Source organism: Mycobacterium sp. D16Q16, assembly GCF_002013745.1.
Taxonomy (GTDB): Bacteria; Actinomycetota; Actinomycetes; order Mycobacteriales; family Mycobacteriaceae; genus Mycobacterium.
The window spans coordinates 197692-218153 of record NZ_MAEY01000001.1 but is presented as its reverse complement, the minus strand read 5'-3'; the positions used below and the strand labels follow the sequence as shown (position 1 = coordinate 218153).

Below are 20462 nucleotides of genomic sequence, written 5' to 3'. Positions count from 1 at the left end.
AACAGATATAGCGATAGGAAAGGCACGAACCATGTTTGAAACTCCAGTGACTGTGATCGGCTCCATCGTCGGAGACCTCAAGCGGCGCCAGGTCGGCTCCGACGAAATGATCAAGTTTCGCGTCGCCAGTAATGCGCGCCGGCGGCGTGAGGACGGCAGTTGGGTGAATTCGAACTCCCTCTTCATCAACGTCACCTGCTGGGGACGTCTAGTCACCGGGGTGGGTGCTGCGCTGGGGAAGGGAGCGCCGGTGATCGTGCACGGTCATCTGCATACCAGCGAGTTCGAGGACAAGGACGGCAACCGCCGTCAGGTCACGGAGATGAAGGCGATCGCCGTTGGGCCAGATCTGTCGCGGACCATCGCCCGGATAGAGAAGGCCGGGTACACCGGCAAGCAGGAGGATGCCGAAGCAGCGGAGCAACCCGATCCGGGGCCCGAACAGTCCACGACGGACCTGCCGGAAACGGACGAGAGCAGCGAGGAGTCGGGAAACCTGCGCTTGAGTGCGTGATCCCGAGCTGACACCGGCGACCGCGCGGTCGCCTCTCACCTAGGATGGTTCGGGCGGCTCACAAGAATGGTCGTGAGCTGCGGCTAAAGAACTTAGAGGAGAGGCGACAGCGCGGCAATGGCTGAGTACATCTACACGATGATGAAAGTCCGCAAGGCGCATGGCGACAAGGTCATCCTCGACGATGTCACCCTGAACTTCCTGCCCGGCGCCAAGATTGGTGTGGTCGGTCCGAACGGTGCCGGTAAATCCAGCGTCCTGAAGATCATGGCCGGGCTCGACAAGCCGAACAACGGCGAGGCCTTCCTGGCCAATGGGGCCAGCGTCGGCATCCTGATGCAGGAGCCGCAGCTAGACGAGACCAAGACGGTGCGCGAGAACGTCGAGGCCGGCGTGGCGCTCAAGGGCAAGCTCAATCGGTACAACGAGGTCGCCGAGTTGATGGCCACCGACTACTCCGACGAGCTCATGGAAGAGATGGGCAAGCTCCAGGAAGAGCTGGACGCCGCCGATGCCTGGGATATCGACTCGCAGCTTGAGCAGGCCATGGACGCGCTGCGTTGTCCGCCCCCGGACGAGCCGGTGACGTATCTGTCCGGTGGTGAGCGTCGACGCGTCGCCTTGTGCAAGCTGCTGCTGTCCAAGCCGGACCTGCTGCTCCTCGACGAGCCCACCAACCACCTGGACGCCGAGAGCGTGCTGTGGCTGGAGCAGCACCTGGCCAACTACCCGGGCGCCATCCTGGCTGTGACCCACGACCGGTACTTCCTGGACAATGTTGCCGAGTGGATCCTCGAACTGGACCGCGGCCGCGCGTACCCCTACGAGGGCAACTACTCCACGTACCTGGAGAAGAAGGCCGATCGCATCGCCGTGCAGGGGCGAAAGGATGCCAAGCTGCACAAGCGCTTGCAGGAAGAGCTCGCGTGGGTGCGTTCGGGCGCCAAGGCCCGGCAGGCCAAGAACAAGGCACGGCTCGGGCGGTACGAGGAGATGGCTGCCGAGGCGGAGAAGACGCGAAAGCTGGACTTCGAGGAGATCCAGATCCCCACGGGCCCGCGGTTGGGCAATGTGGTGGTCGAGGTCAGCCATCTCGACAAGGGCTTCGAGGAACGCGCCCTCATCAAGGATCTGTCGTTCACGCTGCCCCGTAACGGCATCGTCGGCGTCATCGGCCCCAACGGCGTCGGTAAGACCACCCTGTTCAAGACCATCGTCGGGTTGGAAAACCCCGATGGTGGCGAGGTCAAGGTGGGCGAGACCGTCAAACTGAGCTACGTCGACCAAAGCCGCGCCGGCATCGACCCCAAGAAGAACGTCTGGGAGGTCGTTTCCGACGGGCTCGACCACATTGTGGTCGGTCAGAATGAAATGCCTTCGCGGGCTTATGTTTCTGCGTTCGGATTCAAGGGGCCGGATCAGCAGAAGCCAGCGGGCGTCCTGTCCGGTGGTGAGCGCAACCGTCTCAACCTGGCGCTTACCCTCAAACAGGGCGGCAACCTGATCCTGCTCGACGAGCCCACCAACGACCTCGACGTCGAAACCCTGAGTTCACTGGAGAACGCGCTCGAGCAGTTCCCCGGCTGCGCGGTGGTCATCTCGCACGACCGCTGGTTCCTGGACCGCACCTGCACGCACATCCTGGCGTGGGAGGGATCCGACGATAACCCCGCCGCATGGTTCTGGTTTGAAGGCAACTTCCAGGCGTACGAAGACAACAAAGTTGAACGTTTGGGTATCGATGCAGCCAGACCTCACAGAGTTACCCACCGCCGCCTGACTCGCGACTAGGGTGAGATTGCGTGCCGAAACCCGGCATGCAAACTCGGCCAGGAGCGTTCTGCGTGACTGTTAAGACAGGGACCACAACTCCCGAAAACACGCCATCTACCAATGGATCTGGCGTGCCGACCATTGAGGCGCTGGAGGCTGCATTCAGTCACTCCCGATTCCTGGGCGACCAGGAATGGGACGAAGCGCTCGATGCTGACGGCCACGCGACACCGCCGGCGCCGCCCGTGCGTGAGGCACTCATGCGGTCGCTGCTACGGCTGGCAGCGCAACGCCCGCCGCACGCGATTTCGATGGCTGTTTACCGCAACGGAGACGATGCGGGGCTCGGAACCGCCTTGCAGTTGGTCACGGACTACACGCCGTTGCTTACCGACTCCGTCACCGTGCTGCTGCGCCGTTTGGGCGTCGCGATAGTGGACCTGATGGACCCGGTCTTTACGGTCGACCGTTCCGCCGACGGCACCCTGCTCTCCGCGGTACCGGTCGACAACCCTCACAGCGATACCGCCATCGGTGCCGAGTGCTGGATCCATCTGCAGCTGCCGCCCTCCATCGACGCCGAGCGGCTGGCCTTCATCGAGACGCAGCTGCCGCACACCCTCGAAGACGGCAGCCATGTCGCTGCGGACACCGATGCCATGCGTGACGCGGTCATCGAGCTGGCTGCCGACCTAGACGCCTCGGCGGGCACGGCACGGTTCTCGTCCGCCGAACTCACCGAGGTGGCGAACCTGCTGCGCTGGCTCGTCGAAGGCAACTTCACGGTGCTCGGATATCAGCGGTGCACCGTCGCGGACGGGCGGGCCACCGTCGACGAATCGAGTCGGCTCGGCCTGCTCAAGCGGCGCGAAGAGGTGCTTCCGCAGCTCACCCACAACGACGAGCTGCTGGTCCTGGCTCAGGCCACCGTGCCGACCTATCTGCGTTACGCGATTTATCCGAATATCGTGGTGATCCGGCAGGACGACGGCAGCGGTCCCGCCATCGAGCACCGCCTCGTGGGCGTGTTCACCGTGGCCGCCATGAACGCCGACGTACTGGACATCCCGGTGATCTCCGATCGGGTGCACCAGGTTCTGGCGCGCTCGGACGCCAACCAGGACACGCTGGCCGGGCACATGCTCATCGACATCATGCAGAACCTGCCCCGCGCGGAGCTGTTCGCGGTGGGCGTGGACCAGCTGCAGAACATCGTCACCGCCGTGAGGAACATTGGTGCGCACCCGGGTTCGCTGCTGTTTCTGAGATCCGACGAGCTCGGCAACTTCGTGACCGCCCTGGTGTACCTGCCCCGCGACCGGTACACCACGACCGTTCGACTGGCCATGCAGGACACCCTGGTGCGTGAGCTCGGCGGCACGGGTATCGATTACACCGCGCGCGTCAGCGAATCACCCTGGGCATTGGTCCATTTCACGATTCGTATGCCCGAGGACAACCTGTCCACCAGTGTCGATACCTCCGAGGCGAACCGTATTCGTTTGCAGGGACTGCTCACTCAGACCAGCCGCACCTGGAGTGACCGTCTGGTGAGCGCGGTGCGGCCGGACTCGCCGATCGATCGCGCCTGCGCCGAGCGCTACTCGGTCATCCTTCCCGAGGTCTTCAAGACAAACGTCACACCTGTGGATGCCATTGATGACATCGCGAGGATCGAAGGGCTCCAGGATAATTCGCTGGATCTTGCCTACGATGCGGCCGAAGAGCCGGCCACCGGTGTGCTCAGCATGTACCTGGGCGGACGCTCGGCGTCGCTGAGTCAGGTGCTGCCGGTTCTGCACAGCATGGGCGTGGATGTGATGGAGGAACGCCCCTATCACTTCACCCGCCCCGATGGGCTTGCCGTATCGCTGTACGCATTCCGCATCGTGGTGCACCCGGCGATCGCACGCACCTTTGATGCCGAGGGTGTGCAGCACCGCGCGCAGCTCTTCACCGACGCGATCGACGATGTGTGGAATGGCCGCGTCGAGACGGACCGATTCAACGAACTGGTGCTGCGGGCCGGGCTCACCGCCGGTCAGATCACCATTTTGCGCGGATATGCCAAATACCTGCGGCAGGCCGGCTTCCCCTACAGCCAGGCACATATCGAGACCGTGCTCGCCGACAATTCCGCCACCGCGCGCGACTTCGTGGAACTCTTCGAGGCGCGTTTCGATCCGGCCATTACCGACAACACGCTGGCCGACACCAAGGCGGAGCGGGTTCTGGCCGAGATCGACAAGGTCGTCAGCCTCGATACCGACCGAGTGCTGCGCGCCTTCTTCGCGCTGATCCAGGCCACCCTGCGCACCAACTACTTTGTGACGGAAGAGAACTCGGCCCGGGCCAAGGGGGTGCTCGCCTTCAAGCTCAATCCCCGTGAGATCGAGGAGCTGCCCGAGCCCCGGCCGCGGTTCGAGATCTTCGTGTACTCGCCACGTGTTGAGGGTGTGCACCTGCGCTTCGGCCCCGTCGCTCGCGGCGGGCTGCGCTGGTCGGATCGCCGCGAGGACTTCCGGACCGAGATCCTGGGCTTGGTCAAGGCGCAGGCCGTGAAGAACGCCGTCATCGTCCCCGTCGGGGCCAAGGGCGGATTCGTCGTCAAGCAGCCGCCGGCCACCACCGGCGATGCCGCCGTCGACCGGGATGCGTTCCGCGCCGAGGGCGTCGAATGCTACCGGCGATTCATCGGTGGCCTGCTTGACCTCACCGACAACCTGGACAGCGCCACCAACGCCGTCATCCCGCCGCAGGGGGTGCGCCGCCGCGACGGCGATGACACCTATCTGGTGGTAGCGGCGGACAAGGGCACCGCGACGTTCTCCGATATCGCCAACGATGTCGCCAAGTCGTACGGATTCTGGCTGGGTGACGCGTTCGCCTCCGGCGGGTCCGTCGGGTACGACCACAAGGCCATGGGAATCACCGCCCGCGGTGCCTGGGAGAGCGTCAAGCGTCACTTCCTGGAAATGGGGATCGACACCCAGACAGAAGATTTCACGGTCGCCGGGGTTGGCGATATGAGCGGCGACGTGTTCGGCAACGGCATGCTGCTCTCGCAGCACATCAAGCTGGTGGCCGCCTTCGACCACCGGGACATCTTCCTGGACCCCAACCCCGACCCGGCGTCGTCGTGGGCAGAACGCAAGCGGATGTTCGCGTTGGAGCGCTCCAGCTGGGCCGACTACAACCCGGCGCTCATCAGCGCCGGGGGCGGCGTGTACAGCAAGGAACAGAAGTCGGTGCCGATCAGCCCGGAGGTGCGTGAGGCCCTCGGCATCGACGGCGATGTCACCGAGATGACACCGCCGCAGCTCATCCGGGCCATCTTGCTCGCCCCGGTCGACCTGTTCTTCAACGGCGGTATCGGCACCTACGTCAAAGCCGAGAGCGAATCGCACGCCGAAGTGGGGGACAAGGCCAACGACCCGGTCCGTGTCAACGGAAACCAGATGCGCGCCAAGGTGATCGGCGAGGGCGGCAACCTGGGTCTGACCTCGCGCGGCCGCATCGAGTTCGAGCTCAACGGTGGTCGGGTCAACACCGACGCACTGGACAACTCCGCCGGGGTGGACTGCTCCGACCACGAGGTCAACATCAAGATTCTGGTCGACTCGCTGGTCAGCGCCGGCAAGGTCGAGGCTTCCGAGCGCACCGCGCTCCTGGAGTCCATGACCGACGACGTCGCAGCACTTGTATTGGCCGACAACGAGTCCCAGAACAACCTCATGGGTACGAGCCGGGCCAACGCGGCCTCGCTGCTGAGCGTTCACGCGCGACAGATCGCCCATCTGGTGGCCGATCGCGGTCTGGATCGTGCGCTGGAGGCATTGCCCTCCGAGAAGGAGATCGAGCGTCGCGCCGCACTCGGGATCGGTTTGACGTCCCCGGAGTTGTCGACACTGATGGCGCACGTGAAGCTGGCGCTCAAGGCGGACCTGCTGGCCAGTGACGCCCCCGAGCAAGAGGTCACGCAGCGGCGGATGGTGCATTACTTCCCGGACGAGCTGCGTGAGCGCTTCGATGCGGAGATCCGCAAGCATCCGCTACGTAAAGAGATCTACGCGACCATGCTGGTGAACGCGGTGGTCGACTGCGGCGGAATCACGTATGTGTACCGGCTTTTCGAAGACGCCGGGACGGGTTCAGTCGACGGACTCAAGACCTATGTGGCCGTGGAGGCCATCTTCGGGCTGCGCTCACTGTGGGACCGAATCCGGCATGCCGATGTACCGGTGTCGGTTTCGGATCGGCTGACCCTGGACATGCGCCGCCTGCTGGACCGCGCATCACGGTGGCTGATCAGCTACCGGCCGCAGCCTCTGGCGGTCGGTGCCGAGATCAACCGCTTCGCAGAAGGAATCGCCGAGCTGACCCCGAAGCTCACCACTTGGCTGCGCGGTCACGACCTGGAGATCGTCACCAAGCAGACCGAAGACTTGGTGGCGCTGGGCGTTCCGGCCGATCTCGCCGGCGATGTTGCCGGCTGCTTGTACGGATTCAGTCTGCTGGACGTCATCGACATCGCCGATATCGCCGACCGCGATGGCGCGGAGGTCGCGGATCTGTACTTCACCCTGATGGACGACCTGCGGGTGGACGATCTACTGACCGCCGTCTCCCAGCTGGAACGCAATGACCGCTGGCATTCCCTGGCTCGGCTGGCGATCCGCGATGACATCTACTCCTCGCTGCGAGCGCTCACCATGGATGTGCTTTCGGTGGGCGAACCCGATGAGACGGGCGAGCAGAAGATCGCCGAGTGGGAGTTCACCAATGCCTCGCGTCTGGAGCGCGCACGCAGCACACTCGCGGAGATCTTTGCCTCGGGTGAACCGGACCTGGCGACGTTGTCGGTGGCAGCGCGCCAGATCAGAGGGATGATCAGGAGCAGCATCAGCGGTCCTGCATGATGGTGCGATGAGCGTTAGCGAGAAGCCCGGCTATGTCGCGGCGGTTCCGGTCCGTTGGTCCGATATCGACATGTACCAGCATGTGAACCACGCGACGATGGTGACAATCCTGGAAGAGGCGCGAGTGCCCTTCCTGCGCGATGTTTTTGGCGCAGAGATCACCACTACGGGCCTGCTCATCGCCGATGTCCACGTGAAGTACAAGGGGCAGGTGCGACTCGCGGACTCACCGCTGCGGGTGACCATGTGGGTGTCGAAGATCCGGGCGGTGGACTTCACGATCAACTATGAGGTGCGCTCGGTGGACGCGGCTCCGGATTCCAAACCCGCCGTGATCGCGGACACCCAATTGGTGACGTTCCACCTGGACAGCCAAACCCTGCTGCGTCTCACCGACACCCACCGCGAGTACTTGCAGCGGTGGTCGCGACAGTGAGTGAAGCCGCATTACGGGTGCCCGACGCCTCCGACCGCAAAGACCTGGCGACCTTTCTCACCCGTGTTTCCCGCCTGGACGAGTCGGCGGTGGTGCGGTTGCGCGCTCGAGAAGATGGTCGGGTAGTTGTCTGGACCGCAACACAATTCGATGTGCTGGCCTGTCGTGCGGTGCGCGGTGAGCTGAGGACGCCCGATATCTCCGCCACCGTCGATGAAGTGCTGCGTGGCCTGCAGGCCCCGGATGCGAACGGCTACGTGCACACGGGGTTCCCCATGGACTCGGCGTGGCGGGGCGCGCTGCCCGCCGATAGCGGCTTCGAGTATCTCGACGACATCCCGGCGCGGACGGTGCTCGAGCTGGCACAGCGCGGGGGAGAGCTGGCTCGCGAACACGGCAGCGCCCACGGTCCGCCCGTGTCACTGCTGGATCAGTCCGTCGTCACCGTCGAAGGAACCGACGGTAGGCCGGTTGATGTTCCCATGCGATGCGTATTCGCTTTGGCCGCATTGGGATTTGTTCCCACGAGCCCGCCCGAGGATGAACCGGTGCGAGTGCGTGCCGTGCCGGCGTGGTTGCGGCTGGATGCCCGATTCGGATCGGTGTATCGCCGCCGGACCGATCTGTCGCTACGGGTCCGTTAGACGATCCAGGCCGCGGTATTGCGCGGCAGTTTGCCATTGACGAGGGGCCCGCTGGCCAGGATGACTTCGCCCGCAGGCAAATCCACCAGATCACTGCTGACGTTCAAGGCGCAGGTCAGGCCGCCGCCCTTGACGCGGAAGGCCAGCGCACCCGGCGGGCTGCCGTACCACTCCAGGCTGGTGCCGTTGAATTCCCCTCGGTTCTTGCGTAATTCGATGGCACGCCGATACAGAGACAGCGTGGAATCGGTGCGCTCCAACTGACGTTCGACCGTGAAATCGGCCCAGCCGTGCGGCATCGGCAGCCAGGTCTGATCGTTGGTGGAGAAGCCATAGGGCGGATCGGTGCCCTCCCAGGGGATGGGCACCCGGCAGCCGTCGCGACCTCGCTCGGTGTGGCCGGAGCGTTCCCACACCGGATCCTGCAGAGCCTCGTCGGGCAATTGCACGTTGGGCAGCCCCAGCTCGGAGCCGTTGTAGATGAACACAGTTCCCGGCAGCGCGAGCATCACCAGGGCCATGGCACGGGCTCGCCACTGGCCGATCGGACCATCGCCATAGCGCGTCACCTCACGCTCCACGTCGTGATTGGACAATGTCCAGGTAGGCATCGCTCCTACGGAATTCACTGCGGTGAGCGAGTTTTCGATGGCGGTGCGGATCTTGTCCGCGTCGAAGTCGGCCTCTACCAGTTTGAAGTTGAATCCGAGATGCAACTCGTCGGGCCTGACGTATTCGGCGAAGCGGGTGTTGTCGTTCACCCAGATCTCGCCGACGGCAACCACATCGCGGTACTGGTCGAGCACCTTGCGGATCTTGCGGTGGTACTCGTGTACGCCCTCGTTGTTGAAACGCGGGTCCTCGTCGTCGATATGCAGCATCGAGGTGTCGGTGTCCTCGAGATCGGGGAGGCCTGGGCGCTTGGCCATGCCATGGGCCACGTCGAGGCGGAACCCGTCGATGCCCCGGTCGAGCCAAAAGCGCAGGGTCTCTGCGAAGTCGTCGAACACTTCCGGGTTGTCCCAGTTGACATCGGGCTGCTCGGGGGCGAACAAATGCAGGTACCACTGGCCGGGGGTGCCATCGGGTTCAGTCACCCGCGTCCAGGCCGGGCCGCCGAACACCGAGGGCCAATTGTTGGGTGGCAGTTCGCCATTGGCGCCCTTGCCGTCGCGGAAGATATAGCGCGAGCGGGCGTCGCTGCCCGGCGTCGCGGCCAGCGCCTCGATGAACCAGGGATGCTCGGAGCTGGTGTGGTTGGGGACCAGGTCCATGATGACCTTGATGTCGTGCCGGTGCGCAGAGGCGATGAGCCTGTGCATCGCGGTCAGCCCGCCGAACAACGGATCGATGTCCCGCGGGTTCGACACGTCATAACCGTGGTCGGCCATCGGAGATCTGGTAACAGGATTTAGCCAGATTCCCTGGATGCCAAGGAGGTCAAGGTAGCCAAGTTTTGCTGAAATACCGTCGAGATCGCCGACGCCATCGCCGTCGCTGTCGCCGAACGACCGCGGGTAGATCTGATAGAAGACGGCCTGCGACCACCAAGGGTCGTCATGTTGGCCCAAGTCGGCGGCGGTCACGGTTGATCATTCTGCACCACGACGGCCCTGGCCCCGAATCGCGATCGACTGTCAGAAGGGCGAGTTGACCATCGACTGCGCCGCCATCTCCAGGTAGCTCCACAGCTGGGCGCGATGGTCGTCGTCAAGGGTGTTGCGGTCGATGGAGTCGACGGCGGTCCGCATGCAGCGCAGCCACGCGTCGCGTTCGATAGGACCGATCCGAAACGGTGCGTGGCGCATCCGCAACCGGGGATGTCCGCGCTGGTCCGAGTAGGTGCGCGGCCCGCCCCAATACTGTTCAAGGAACATTCGGAGGCGATCCTCGGCGCCGGTGAGGTCTTCCTCCGGATACAGCGGGCGCAGCACCTCGTCATCGGCGACAAGCTCGTAGAAACGGGCCACTATCGCGTGGAAAGTGGCAGCGCCACCGACGGCGTCGTAGAAGTTTTCAGGGGTAGGGGCTGCCACGTACGCCATTGTGCCGGTACACGCTTCGACCGCTCAGCCGGGTTGGTTACGCGATGTTCATTGGATTGACCTGCGAACACGGCATAAATTGTCGTGCGAAGACCGCGGAATCGTGGTGCACTGGGTGCAATGGTGCAACACAAGAAGGGCCGCGGGCACCGGCATAACAGTGCCAGCGCTGGGCCGACCCAGAACGGGTCGGCCCGAATACTGCACAGTGTCTCAGGGACGAGGGTCCCCGGGGCCATTCCCCCACAGCACTCCAACGACGCCGGTTCCCTATGGGGCCGGCGTCGCGTGTTATTGCTGAACTCCACATATGAGCCGCTCACAGCGCTGCCGATGCGTCGCGCCGTGATCATGCTGCTGTGCGGTAAGGCCGATGTGGTGCACGACGACCCGGGTGCTCCCGTTATTCATGCCGCCACGACGTCCGTGGCGGTTCCGTCGGTGATCAGGCTCAGGACCTTTGTGCGGGTGCCGTACCGGGCGCGGGTTCCGATGACGCGCGCCGCGCTGATGCATCGCGACCGGTTCCGCTGTGCGTACTGCGGTGGCCGCGCCGACACCATCGACCACGTCATTCCGCGCAGCAAGGGGGGCACGCACTCCTGGGAGAACTGCGTGGCCTGCTGTTCGTCGTGTAATCACCGCAAGGCGGACCGGATGCTCTCGGAGCTGGGCTGGTCGCTTCACATCACGCCGATGCCGCCCAAGGGGCAGCACTGGCGACTGCTGTCGTCGGTCAAAGAACTCGACCCGGCATGGGTGCGATATCTAGGGGAGGGCGCGGCGTGAGTTCCAGGCGCGGTCGGCTACGGTTTGCATCGTGAGCTTTCTCAACAGCCCCACATACATCGGGATGCCGGTCTGGGTAGCCCTGATCACGCCGGTCTTCTTCGTGCTCGTCGGACTCTGGACGATGCGTAAGAAGGGGCCGCACCCCGCGACCTACAACATGAACGATGGCTGGACACACGCCCCGATCCTGTGGGCCGCAGTCGACGAAAACGTTGGCGATGCCCACGGGCACGGCCACGGTCATGGGCATGCTGGCACCGAGGCGATTGGAGGGTCCGCAAGTGGCAAGTGGTGAGGTCACCAAGACTGCTCCCGCCGAATTGCCGCGCGGCTGGGCCGAGACCATCAGCGGACGCCTCTCGGGGGTTACCGAGCCGGGCGCGCTGTCGGTTGAATTCCCGTTCCCCAACTACGAGCTGGCGACGCTCGACGACGCCCTGACCTACGGGTCTCGTCAGTCGAAGGCGCGGTTCTCGGTGTACATCGGCGACCTGGGCTCGGATACCGCCGCCGGAGCGCGGGACGTGTTCCTCAAGGTGCCGACGCCGGATGAGGCCGTGCTGATCGCTGTTTCGCCCAACCAGCATGTGGTTGAGGTCGTCTATGGCGAGGGACTCAGGGGGCGTGGCGTCGAGTCGGCTGCCGACCTTGGTGTCGCCGCTGCCGTGGCGTCGTTCAAGGAAGGCAACTTGCTCGACGGGATCATCAGCGCGGTGCGCGTGATGAGCGCCGCCATCGCACGCCCCTGATCTTTCTTCCTGCACCGAGTGTGAAGTCTGGGCGGGAAATCGGGTGAAATCCCGCCACGGATTCACACTCTGCGGGATAGGGCCTCGCGCACGCGGCGAATGATGTCGTCCGGATGGTCCTCGGAGACCACCCTGATGATCAGCCAGCCGAGACCTTCGAGCATTTCCTGCCGTTTGATGTCTTTCACGTATTGGCGACGATCGCTGCGGTGTTGGTCGCCGTCGTACTCGATACCGACCATGACGTTCTCCCAGCCCATATCGATGTAGGCCAGCGGGACATAGTCGCCGTTGTGTACCAGGATCTGGGTTGTCGGGCGTGGGAGTCCGGCCCGGTAGAGCAAGAGTCGCAGCCATGTCTCCTTCGGGGACTGTGCACCGGAGTCCACCAGTTCCAGTGTTGCCCTTGCCTTTCTGATACCTCGTCGTCCTATCGCGCGTGCCGCGAGCTCGCTGACCTCGACGATCTTGAGTTGTGTCGCCCGGCATAGGGCATCAATGTCTGCGACGGCCTGGCCCGTGGAACAACGGCACGCCAGATCTAGCGCCGTGCGTGCCGGCGTGGTCACTTCCATGCCATCGATCACACAGATTTCATCGTCGGCGATTGCGTCGGCCCACACGGTCACCCCAGGTGGGCAATGCCTATTCCTGTACAGCACCTCGGTATCCCGGCCCGGATCGACCCAACGTGCGCCATGTAGGGCGGATGCTGAGTGGCCGGCGAGCACTCCGCTGCGCCCGGACCACAGCCAGGCGGCCTTCGCGCGCAGAGTGGCGGTTATCTCGATGTCCCGCTCGACAAAGACTCCTGGATAGATCGCACGATGTCGTGTTCGTAACGAATGCCGGGTCAATAGGCCGCCCTGAAGTGCTTCGCTACCGATGAATGGTCCCCCCATGCGCGTAGTGTGCGCCGGGCCTCCGACACGACGCCGAGTGTGAAGTCTGGGCGGGAAATCGGGTGAAATCCCGCCTCAGATTCACGCTCGGCGCGAAGGGTCGTGCCGGAGGGGCCCGCCTATTGGGCGTCGAACTCGCGGGCCTTGAGCGACCTGACGATCCCGGCGCGCCCCTCGGAAACCAGTCGGCGCAGCGCCGACGGAATCTCCTTGGCCAAGAAGCCGTCTGCCGACTCGACAGCATGCTGCGAGATGTCCCACGAGGGGTACAGGCCGATCACCACGGTCTGGGCCACCTCGCTGGAACGCCGTGCCCACACATTCTCGATGACATCGAAGTAGCGACCCGAGAAGGGCGCCAGCAGCGCCGCCTGTCCGGGCTGCACGATTCCCGCGATCACCGAGCGTGCGGTGATGTTCGGCAGCGCGTCATCCTCGATGACCTGCTTCCACGCGGCCTCTTTCACCTCGGCGACCGGACGGGCCGCACGAGCCTGGGCCGCTTGACGCTTACCCGCCGCGGTCTGGTCGCGCTCCAGCTCCGCGTCGATGAACACCGAAGCGTCGGGCTCTAGTGCCCCGGAGGCCGCCAGCGCGTTCACGATTCGCCACCGCAGGTCGGTGTCGACCGTCAGGCCGGGCAGGCCCAGCGATGCCGGATCGGAGTCCAGCAGCGCCTGCAACACCACGGTATGTCCTGCCGACAAGACCGAACTGGTGAAGGCGTTCACGAATGCCAGCTGATGATCCGAGCCCGGCCCGGCGGCACGTGCCAGCTCCAGCAGTCGGTCGGCGAACGCCGGCCAGCCGTGCTCACGCGCCCACTCGGGTTCCACGTATGAGCTCAATGCCGTCTGTGCCTGCAGCAGCAGACGTTGCGCCACACCGACTTCGGACTCGGCGTGCACACCGGAGGACACCAGCGCCACAAAGTCGCGCGCTCGCAGCTCTGCCTCACGAGTCATCTCCCAGGCCGCCGACCACGCCAGCGTGCGCGGCAAGGGGTCGGCGATGTCGGCCACCCGTGACAGCACGGTCTCCAGTGACTCGTCATCGAGCCGCAGGGAGCAGTAGGTCAGGTCGTCGTCGTTGACCAGGATCAGCTTGCCGCGCGAGATACCCCGCAACGCAGGAACGTCTGTGGACGGCCCTTCGACGTCCAACTCCTCGCGGTGCACGCGGACCAGTTTGCCGTCCACGTCGTCGTAGATCCCGACGGCGAGGCGGTGCACCCGCGTCTCCCCGGCACCCGGGGCCGCCCCGGACTGCTTGACGGCGAAACGCGTGAACTTTCCGTCGCTGTCCACCTCGAAGTCAGGCGACAGTGTGTTGAGCCCGGTGGTCTTAAGCCACTGGGTGCCCCAGTCCGACAGGTCGCGTCCCGAGGCCTCCTCCAGTGCGCCCAGCAGATCGTCGAAGGTGGCGTTGCCGAAGGCATGTGCCGCGAAATACGCGCGCAGGCCCGACAGGAAGTTCTCCAAACCGACATACGCCACAAGCTGTTTGAGCACGCTGGCGCCCTTGGCGTAGGTGATGCCATCGAAGTTCACCTCGACGGCCGCCAGGTCCGGGATATCGGCGGCCACCGGGTGAGTGGACGGCAGCTGGTCCTGGCGATACGCCCACGACTTCTCGACATTGGCGAAGGTGGTCCACGCCTCGGTGTACTCGGTGGCCTCCGCCTGGCACAGCACCGAGGCGAACGTCGCAAAGGACTCGTTGAGCCACAAGTCATCCCACCAGCGCATGGTGACCAGGTCGCCGAACCACATGTGCGCCATCTCGTGCAGCACGGTCTCGGCGCGGCGCTCATAGGAGTACTTGGTGACCTTGGAGCGGAATACGTAGTCCTCCAGGAATGTCACCGCTCCGGCGTTCTCCATGGCGCCCGCGTTGAATTCGGGGACGAACAGCTGGTCGTACTTGCCGAAGGCGTATGGAGTGCCAAAGTTCTTGTGGTAGAAGCCGAATCCCTGCTTGGTCTCGGTGAACAGCCGATCGGCGTCCATGAACTCCGACAGCGAGGCGCGGCAATAGATGCCCAGATCGATGGTGCCGTGGTCATCGGAATACACGTCGTTCCATCGCGCGTAGGGACCGGCGATCAGCGCCACCAAGTAGGTGCTCATCTTCGCGGTGGTCGCGAACGTGTGCACGCCATCGGCCACCGACAGTGGCGCACCGTTGGAGATCACCTGCCAATGGGCAGGGGCGGTCACCGTGACATCGAAGGTGGCCTTGAGGTCGGGCTGGTCGAAGCTGGCGAACATCCGCTTGGCATCGGCGGTCTCGAACTGGGAGTAGAGGTATACCTCGTCGTCGACCGGATCCACGAAGCGGTGCAAACCCTCACCGGTGTGTGAGTACTCGAAATCTGCCTCCACCACCACGGTGTTGGTGGCAGCCAGTTCCGGCAGCGTGATGCCGTTCTCCTCGTCGTACCCGCTGACGTCGATCTCAACGCCGTTGAGCTCGACGCGTCGCACCGTGCGGGCGGCGATATCGATGACTGTCGAGGCCCCCGGCTGCGCTGTGAAGGTGACAGTGGTCGATGAGTGGAAGGTTTCTTCGCTGGGACCGCCCTGACCATCGGTGAGGTCGAGGGTGATCGCGTAGTGCTGGACGTCGATCGCAGCGGCTCGGGCCGCGGCCTGGTCACGGGTGAGGTTGGGAAGTGCCACGTACCCAACGTAGCCGGTAGACGGTCATTCGTGCGGGATGGGAACACGGGGGCAGGATCGTGAGTTGGGTTAGACGTCCCCCTTTAGGCCGGCCACATCACATCCGAAAGGCGCGTTATGTCTGCAGACAAGAAGGACCTCGCCGAGTTCTGGTTCGATCCGCTGTGTCCGTGGTGCTGGATCACCTCGCGGTGGATTCTGGAGGTCCAGAAAGTTCGCGATATCGACGTGAAGTTCCGGGTGATGAGCCTGGCCGTCCTCAACGAGCGACGCGATAACCTGCCGGAGCGCTACCAGGAACTCATGAAGACAGCCTGGGGACCGGTGCGGGTGGCCATCGCCGCCGAGCAGGCGAAAGGCCCCGAGATCCTGGAGCCGCTGTACACCGCCATGGGTACCCGGATTCACAACCAGGACAACAAGGACCTTCCGGCGGTCATCGCCGAGTCGCTGGCTGAGGTGGGCCTGCCGGCCGAGCTGGCCGACGCCGCCGAGTCCACCGAGTACGACGAGGCACTGCGCGTCAGCCACCACGCCGGTATGGACAAGGTGGGCCCGGATGTGGGTACCCCGACGATCCACGTCAACGGTGTGGCCTTCTTCGGCCCGGTGATCTCCAAGATCCCGCGCGGCGAAGAGGCCGGGAAGCTGTGGGATGCGTCGGTGATCTTTGCCTCGTATCCGTACTTCTTCGAGCTCAAGCGCACGCGCACCGAGGCACCGACGTTCGACTAGTAACGCGGGGGCGGATTACCGAACGTGTACGCCTGGTGGGGCGGTAGGTAGCCGTGGGCGATCGGCGGTGGCGCCGGAGGTAGCACCGGCGGCACCGGAGGAATGGGAGTCGGCGGCAGCAGCTTGGGTCGGAAGAACAACGACCCAGCCTGCTGCCGATTCCGCAACGCGGCCGCCCGCCAGGTGTGCACGGGATGGCTGGACAGCATGTTGACTAGCCACACGAAGAAGCCCGTCTCCAGGGTGGCCCGATTGGCCAGGGTGTCGAACTCGACCCGCTTGAGTAGATACTTGCCCGCCGCCATCACGCCGATGGCGCCCTGAATGCCGGTGGGGCGCATGGCGTATCCGTGATTGTCGGCGGTGTATTCCATGGACCGCGACAGCGAGGTGCCGAGGAACGGGACAAAATTCATCGCGGTCTGGGCGAACTGCCGCCAGTAGGACGCGTGCCCGGCGGCGATGTGACCGACCTCGTGGCCGATGATGAAGGCCAGTGCCTCCGGATCGCGTGCCTCGCCACCGATCTCGAACAGGTCGCTGTAGACGACGACGAACCGGCGGAAGCCATGGCCACTGGCGAAGGCGTTGATCTGGCCGTTGCCCAGTACGACATAAGCGTCGGGAAGTTCCTGCAGGCCGAAGCGCTGCGCTGCCTCGACGACCATCGCGTACCCCTCGGGGAACTGCGTCGGCGACATCTTGACGCCGTTCACGCGCTGCTGCCCGTAGAGGATGCCTCGACCCAGGAACAGGGTCAGGGGAGTGGCGGCCAGCGCGACGATGAGGATGTTCAGCTGGACGTGCTCGGGGTCGGCGAGATATCCGATGATGCCGAAAATCGCACCGATGTAGAGCAGCACTGTGAACAGGATCACGACGACGAGCAACCCGATCTCCCAGGGATGTCGACGTGGGGGATAGGTGTACTGGGGCAGTCCGACCGGGTACATGCGCGCCACGGTAACCGACCACGGGGCAACCTGGCACAACACGACTGTCACAATTGGGGCCATGCGCGTCTATGTGGGAGCCGATCACGCCGGATACGAGTTGAAGCAGAAGATCATCGAGCACCTTCGTGGTCGCGGCCACGAGCCGGTGGACTGCGGTGCCTTTGAACTGGATCCGCAGGACGACTACCCGGCGTTCTGCATCGATACGGCGCGGCGCACCGTCGCCGATCCAGGCAGCCTCGGCATCGTGCTCGGTGGTTCGGGTAACGGTGAGCAGATCGCCGCCAACAAGGTCCCGGGTGCCCGCTGTGCGCTGGCGTGGAGCCTGGAGACCGCGGTGCTGGCGCGCGAGCACAACAACGCGCAGCTGATCGGCATCGGTGGCCGCATGCACACCGTGCCCGAGGCGCTCGCCATCGTGGACGCGTTCCTGGCGGCCACGTGGTCAGAGGAGCCGCGGCACCAGCGCCGCATCGACATCCTGGCCGAGTACGAAGCCACCCACGAGGCGCCGCCGGTACCGGGCGCCGACGCGTAAACGTCTGTGCCGGAGGGGCATACCCTGCACCGGTTGGCCCGGTTGCACCAGCGCCGGTTCGCCGGTTCGCCGGTGTCCGTCAGTAGTCCGCAGGGACGGTTCACCGAAGGTGCGGCCGCGGTCAATGGGCGCATCTTCGTGAAGGCGCATGCCTGGGGCAAGCACCTGTTCCACGATTACGGCCCCGCCGGTGTGGTGCATGTTCACCTTGGGTTGTACGGCACGTTCATCGAGCTGCCGGTCCCGATGGGTCTTCCCGTCGGGCAGGTGCGGATGCGTATCGAGGGAGCGCAGTTCGGGACCGATCTGCGCGGCGCGACGGCGTGTGAGCTCATCGACGCCGCACAGGTCGATGCGATCCTGGCTCGCCTGGGCCCCGACCCGCTGCGACCCCGGTCCGACCCGGCGACGGCCTTCGAGCGGATTACGAAGTCGCGCAGGCCAATCGGTGCCCTGCTGATGGACCAGAAGATCATCGCGGGCGTGGGCAATGTCTATCGCAGTGAGGTGCTGTTCCGTCAGCGGATCGACCCGTACCGGGAGGGCGCCCGGCTGGATTCCGGCGAGCTCACCGCGCTCTGGGGTGACCTGGTGGACAGAATGCGCGTCGGACTGCGGGTCGGAAAGATCGTCACCGTCGATGCCGAATTCGACCATGGTGACCCGTCGTACGCGCCGGACCGCCCCCGCACCTACGTGTATCGCCGGGCGGGTGCGCCCTGCCGGGTGTGCGGCACGCCGATCCGCACCGCGGAGATGGATGCGCGAAATCTGTTCTGGTGTCCCTCATGTCAAATAGGCTGATGAGAGCTGCAGCGACGTGTGAGGTTGCTAGAGTGGCCCAAGTGGGACACCATGTACCAGGTACAGCGTAGGAGATTGCGTGACAAGACCGGGCGCGCCGTTGGGAAAACTTTTCGCGCGCGCTGTTCGCGGACTTGGTTCGCACCCGGAACCTGACGACATTGACACCAGATTGCTGGACGCGGCCATCGAGGTGCTCGCGGAGCGGGGCACCCAGTCCGCGACCATTGACGAAGTAGCGCGGCGGGCGAAGGTGGGCCGTGCCACGGTGTTTCGACGCTTCTCGAGTAAAGACCAGTTGTTCGAGAGGGCGCTTGCCCAAGAAATGCGAAAGTTCCTGGACGAGCTACAAGAGCGTGCGGGCGGTTTTGACGACATTGACGAGCGGGTGGCCGAGGGGTTCGCTGTCTGTATCGAAGTTGTGAATCATCCTCTGCTGCGCGGTGATTCAATCGTGGCGAGGATGACTGCGATAGAAGCAATCACGCAGGGAGACCCGGCGCCAATCGAACTGGCGCGACACTATCTCACTTCCCAGATCGATCAGATGCGGGAGGAAGGGCGTATCCCGCCGGGAGATTCGAAACGGCAGGTCGATGTCTTGATCCACTTGGTGCTGGGATATCTCGCTGCGCCCACGACAACCATTGACCTCGGCAACACCGAAGAGGTGCGTGCGCTGGCGCGCGAGACGTTTGCACCCATCTTGCTTACTCCGAATGTGCCGCTCGACGCGCGGTAGGTGCGCCTAGAAGTCTCCGAAGTCGCCGCCGAAGTCGCCACCGCCGCCACCATCCCAGCCGCCGCCGTCCCAACCGCTGCCACCGCCCTGATCCCAGCCACCGCCGCTCTGGTCCCAACCGGAGCCGCCCTGGTCCCAGCTCCCCTGGTCGGCCCCGCCTGCACCTTGATCCCAGCTGGCCTGGTCCGCGCCGCCGTCGTTCCCGGCATTCGCCCCGGCGTCATATCCGTCCGAATAGCCTTGGCCGAAACCGCTTTCGAAGCCGGAGGCGCCGTATCCGACGCCGTGCATACCGGAGAAGAGCGAGTTGAACAGCAGCGCCGAACCCACACCCCATGCCCCCGCCACGAGCGCGGGCTTCCACCACGGCTCGGAGTACCAGCCGGCGGGAACCGGTCGTCCGGCGACCGTGCCGCCGGGGTAGTAGTTGGGGGTGCGGCCGGAGGGCTCCGGAGAGGCCTCGATCTCGCGCCCTTCGAAGTTGATGCGCCGTTCCTCACTGACGGAGCCGGCCTTGCTTTGTCCGGTGGTGGAGGGGAGTTCGGGTCCGGGATCCATACCCATGGCGAGGCGGGCTGCCCGGACGTAGTACAGCCCCTCGATGGCGCTTTCCTTGGCCAGCGTTGCCTGTGCCGGGGTCCGGGCCTGCTCGATCGCCGAAGATGCGGCGGTGAAGCGCTCAGAGGCGTCGGCGAGCGCCTGGCGGGATGCATCGTCGTTGCCGGTCAGGCCCAGTACCTGTCCGCCGAGGCGCTCGGTGAGGCGGCGGGCGTCGGCCTTGGCGTCCTCGAGTTGGTCGCCACGGCGGCGGCTCGATCCCTGTGTGTAGATGATCGCGCCACCGACGATCACGCCGAGGAGAAGCAGGCCCAGGATGATTTCCATGGCACCCACGGTACTGATGTGTGGAGCGGGTGACGGGAATCGAACCCGCGTAGCTAGTTTGGAAGACTAGGGCTCTACCATTGAGCTACACCCGCATGCGTGCGAGGTTGTCCCGCACGCGCTGACGAATGTACAGCGCCGGGGCGGATCAAATCCAATTCATACCGTTGCATGGTGAGGCCGTAAGATCGCTTCGTCTTGCCGGAAGTGTGGACGCAGGTCCGACGGGGTGTAGCGCAGCTTGGTAGCGCATCCGCTTTGGGAGCGGAGGGTCGCAGGTTCAAATCCTGTCACCCCGACAGCACGACAGCACGAAGAACCGCAGGTCACGACGATCTGCCGCGAAC

General features: G+C 64.6%; 18 protein-coding genes and 2 tRNA genes. 13 read left to right on the top strand and 7 right to left on the bottom strand.

The window, feature by feature from the left end:
• Positions 1–31: 31 nt before the first annotated feature.
• The 5 genes from B4394_RS01060 to B4394_RS01040 all read left to right on the top strand — a co-directional run bounded on the left by B4394_RS01060 (position 32) and on the right by B4394_RS01040 (position 8286).
• Complete coding sequence (locus B4394_RS01060; protein ID WP_078309188.1) at positions 32–514, top strand: single-stranded DNA-binding protein; 483 nt, start codon at positions 32–34, stop codon at positions 512–514.
• 117 nt (positions 515–631) lie between these two features.
• Entirely contained in the window at positions 632–2305 is a 1674-nt protein-coding gene (ettA, locus tag B4394_RS01055; RefSeq protein ID WP_078313897.1) for an energy-dependent translational throttle protein EttA, read from the top strand.
• A 227-nt stretch (positions 2306–2532) separates the two neighbouring features.
• Positions 2533–7206 (top strand): NAD-glutamate dehydrogenase, encoded by a 4674-nt coding sequence (locus tag B4394_RS01050; RefSeq protein WP_078314203.1) that lies wholly within the window; start codon positions 2533–2535, stop codon positions 7204–7206.
• Between the two features lie 7 nt (positions 7207–7213).
• On the top strand, positions 7214–7642 hold the full coding sequence (locus B4394_RS01045) for an acyl-CoA thioesterase (RefSeq protein ID WP_078313896.1): 429 nt from the start codon (positions 7214–7216) through the stop codon (positions 7640–7642).
• Positions 7639–8286, top strand: a complete 648-nt coding sequence (locus tag B4394_RS01040; RefSeq protein WP_078313895.1) for a DUF8185 domain-containing protein — start codon at positions 7639–7641, stop codon at positions 8284–8286. The genes B4394_RS01045 and B4394_RS01040 overlap by 4 nt, the downstream gene beginning before the upstream one ends.
• Here B4394_RS01040 and B4394_RS01035 read toward each other — a convergent pair.
• On the bottom strand, positions 8283–9872 hold the full coding sequence (locus B4394_RS01035; protein WP_078309186.1) for a glycoside hydrolase family 13 protein: 1590 nt from the start codon (positions 9870–9872) through the stop codon (positions 8283–8285). The genes B4394_RS01040 and B4394_RS01035 overlap by 4 nt on opposite strands.
• Before the next feature lie 51 nt (positions 9873–9923).
• Complete coding sequence (locus tag B4394_RS01030; RefSeq protein WP_078313894.1) at positions 9924–10331, bottom strand: globin; 408 nt, start codon at positions 10329–10331, stop codon at positions 9924–9926.
• Between the two features lie 237 nt (positions 10332–10568).
• Here B4394_RS01030 and B4394_RS01025 point away from each other — a divergent pair, with 237 nt between their 5' ends.
• From B4394_RS01025 to B4394_RS01015, 3 genes are read left to right on the top strand one after another with little or no spacing between them, the layout of a single operon-like run.
• Positions 10569–11120 (top strand): HNH endonuclease, encoded by a 552-nt coding sequence (locus tag B4394_RS01025; RefSeq protein WP_139359910.1) that lies wholly within the window; start codon positions 10569–10571, stop codon positions 11118–11120.
• Between the two features lie 31 nt (positions 11121–11151).
• Positions 11152–11418 carry an aa3-type cytochrome oxidase subunit CtaJ gene (gene ctaJ, locus B4394_RS01020; RefSeq protein ID WP_078309183.1) on the top strand — a complete coding sequence of 89 codons (267 nt, stop codon included), beginning with the start codon at positions 11152–11154 and terminating at the stop codon, positions 11416–11418.
• Positions 11405–11872, top strand: coding sequence for a DUF5130 domain-containing protein (locus B4394_RS01015; protein WP_078313892.1), 468 nt, complete (start codon positions 11405–11407; stop codon positions 11870–11872). The genes ctaJ and B4394_RS01015 overlap by 14 nt, the downstream gene beginning before the upstream one ends.
• A gap of 62 nt (positions 11873–11934) precedes the next feature.
• Here the strand turns inward: B4394_RS01015 and B4394_RS01010 are convergent, their stop codons facing one another.
• Both B4394_RS01010 and pepN read right to left on the bottom strand, forming a co-directional pair.
• Positions 11935–12774, bottom strand: a complete 840-nt coding sequence (locus tag B4394_RS01010; protein ID WP_078309181.1) for an endonuclease domain-containing protein — start codon at positions 12772–12774, stop codon at positions 11935–11937.
• A gap of 119 nt (positions 12775–12893) precedes the next feature.
• Positions 12894–15455, bottom strand: coding sequence for an aminopeptidase N (pepN, locus tag B4394_RS01005; protein ID WP_078313891.1), 2562 nt, complete (start codon positions 15453–15455; stop codon positions 12894–12896).
• A gap of 117 nt (positions 15456–15572) precedes the next feature.
• On the opposite strand from pepN, the gene B4394_RS01000 reads away from it, so the two are divergent.
• Positions 15573–16190 carry a DsbA family oxidoreductase gene (locus tag B4394_RS01000; protein WP_078313890.1) on the top strand — a complete coding sequence of 206 codons (618 nt, stop codon included), beginning with the start codon at positions 15573–15575 and terminating at the stop codon, positions 16188–16190.
• Here the strand turns inward: B4394_RS01000 and B4394_RS00995 are convergent.
• A complete protein-coding gene (locus tag B4394_RS00995; protein ID WP_078309178.1) occupies positions 16187–17143 on the bottom strand; it encodes a M48 family metallopeptidase in 957 nt (318 codons plus the stop codon). The two genes, B4394_RS01000 and B4394_RS00995, sit on opposite strands and share 4 nt — an antisense overlap.
• Before the next feature lie 61 nt (positions 17144–17204).
• Between B4394_RS00995 and B4394_RS00990 the strand changes: the two genes are divergently transcribed.
• The 3 genes from B4394_RS00990 to B4394_RS00980 all read left to right on the top strand — a co-directional run bounded on the left by B4394_RS00990 (position 17205) and on the right by B4394_RS00980 (position 19230).
• On the top strand, positions 17205–17684 hold the full coding sequence (locus tag B4394_RS00990) for a ribose-5-phosphate isomerase (RefSeq protein WP_078309413.1): 480 nt from the start codon (positions 17205–17207) through the stop codon (positions 17682–17684).
• Between the two features lie 6 nt (positions 17685–17690).
• Positions 17691–18488 (top strand): Fpg/Nei family DNA glycosylase, encoded by a 798-nt coding sequence (locus tag B4394_RS00985; RefSeq protein ID WP_078313889.1) that lies wholly within the window; start codon positions 17691–17693, stop codon positions 18486–18488.
• A gap of 79 nt (positions 18489–18567) precedes the next feature.
• Positions 18568–19230, top strand: a complete 663-nt coding sequence (locus tag B4394_RS00980) for a TetR/AcrR family transcriptional regulator (RefSeq protein ID WP_078309176.1) — start codon at positions 18568–18570, stop codon at positions 19228–19230.
• A gap of 6 nt (positions 19231–19236) precedes the next feature.
• Here the strand turns inward: B4394_RS00980 and B4394_RS00975 are convergent, their stop codons facing one another.
• Positions 19237–20115 (bottom strand): hypothetical protein, encoded by an 879-nt coding sequence (locus B4394_RS00975; RefSeq protein ID WP_078309412.1) that lies wholly within the window; start codon positions 20113–20115, stop codon positions 19237–19239.
• 21 nt (positions 20116–20136) lie between these two features.
• Positions 20137–20210: transfer RNA gene (locus B4394_RS00970), tRNA-Gly, on the bottom strand.
• A 130-nt stretch (positions 20211–20340) separates the two neighbouring features.
• On the opposite strand from B4394_RS00970, the gene B4394_RS00965 reads away from it, so the two are divergent.
• Positions 20341–20414, top strand: a tRNA-Pro gene (locus B4394_RS00965).
• The last annotated feature ends 48 nt before the right edge of the window (positions 20415–20462 follow it).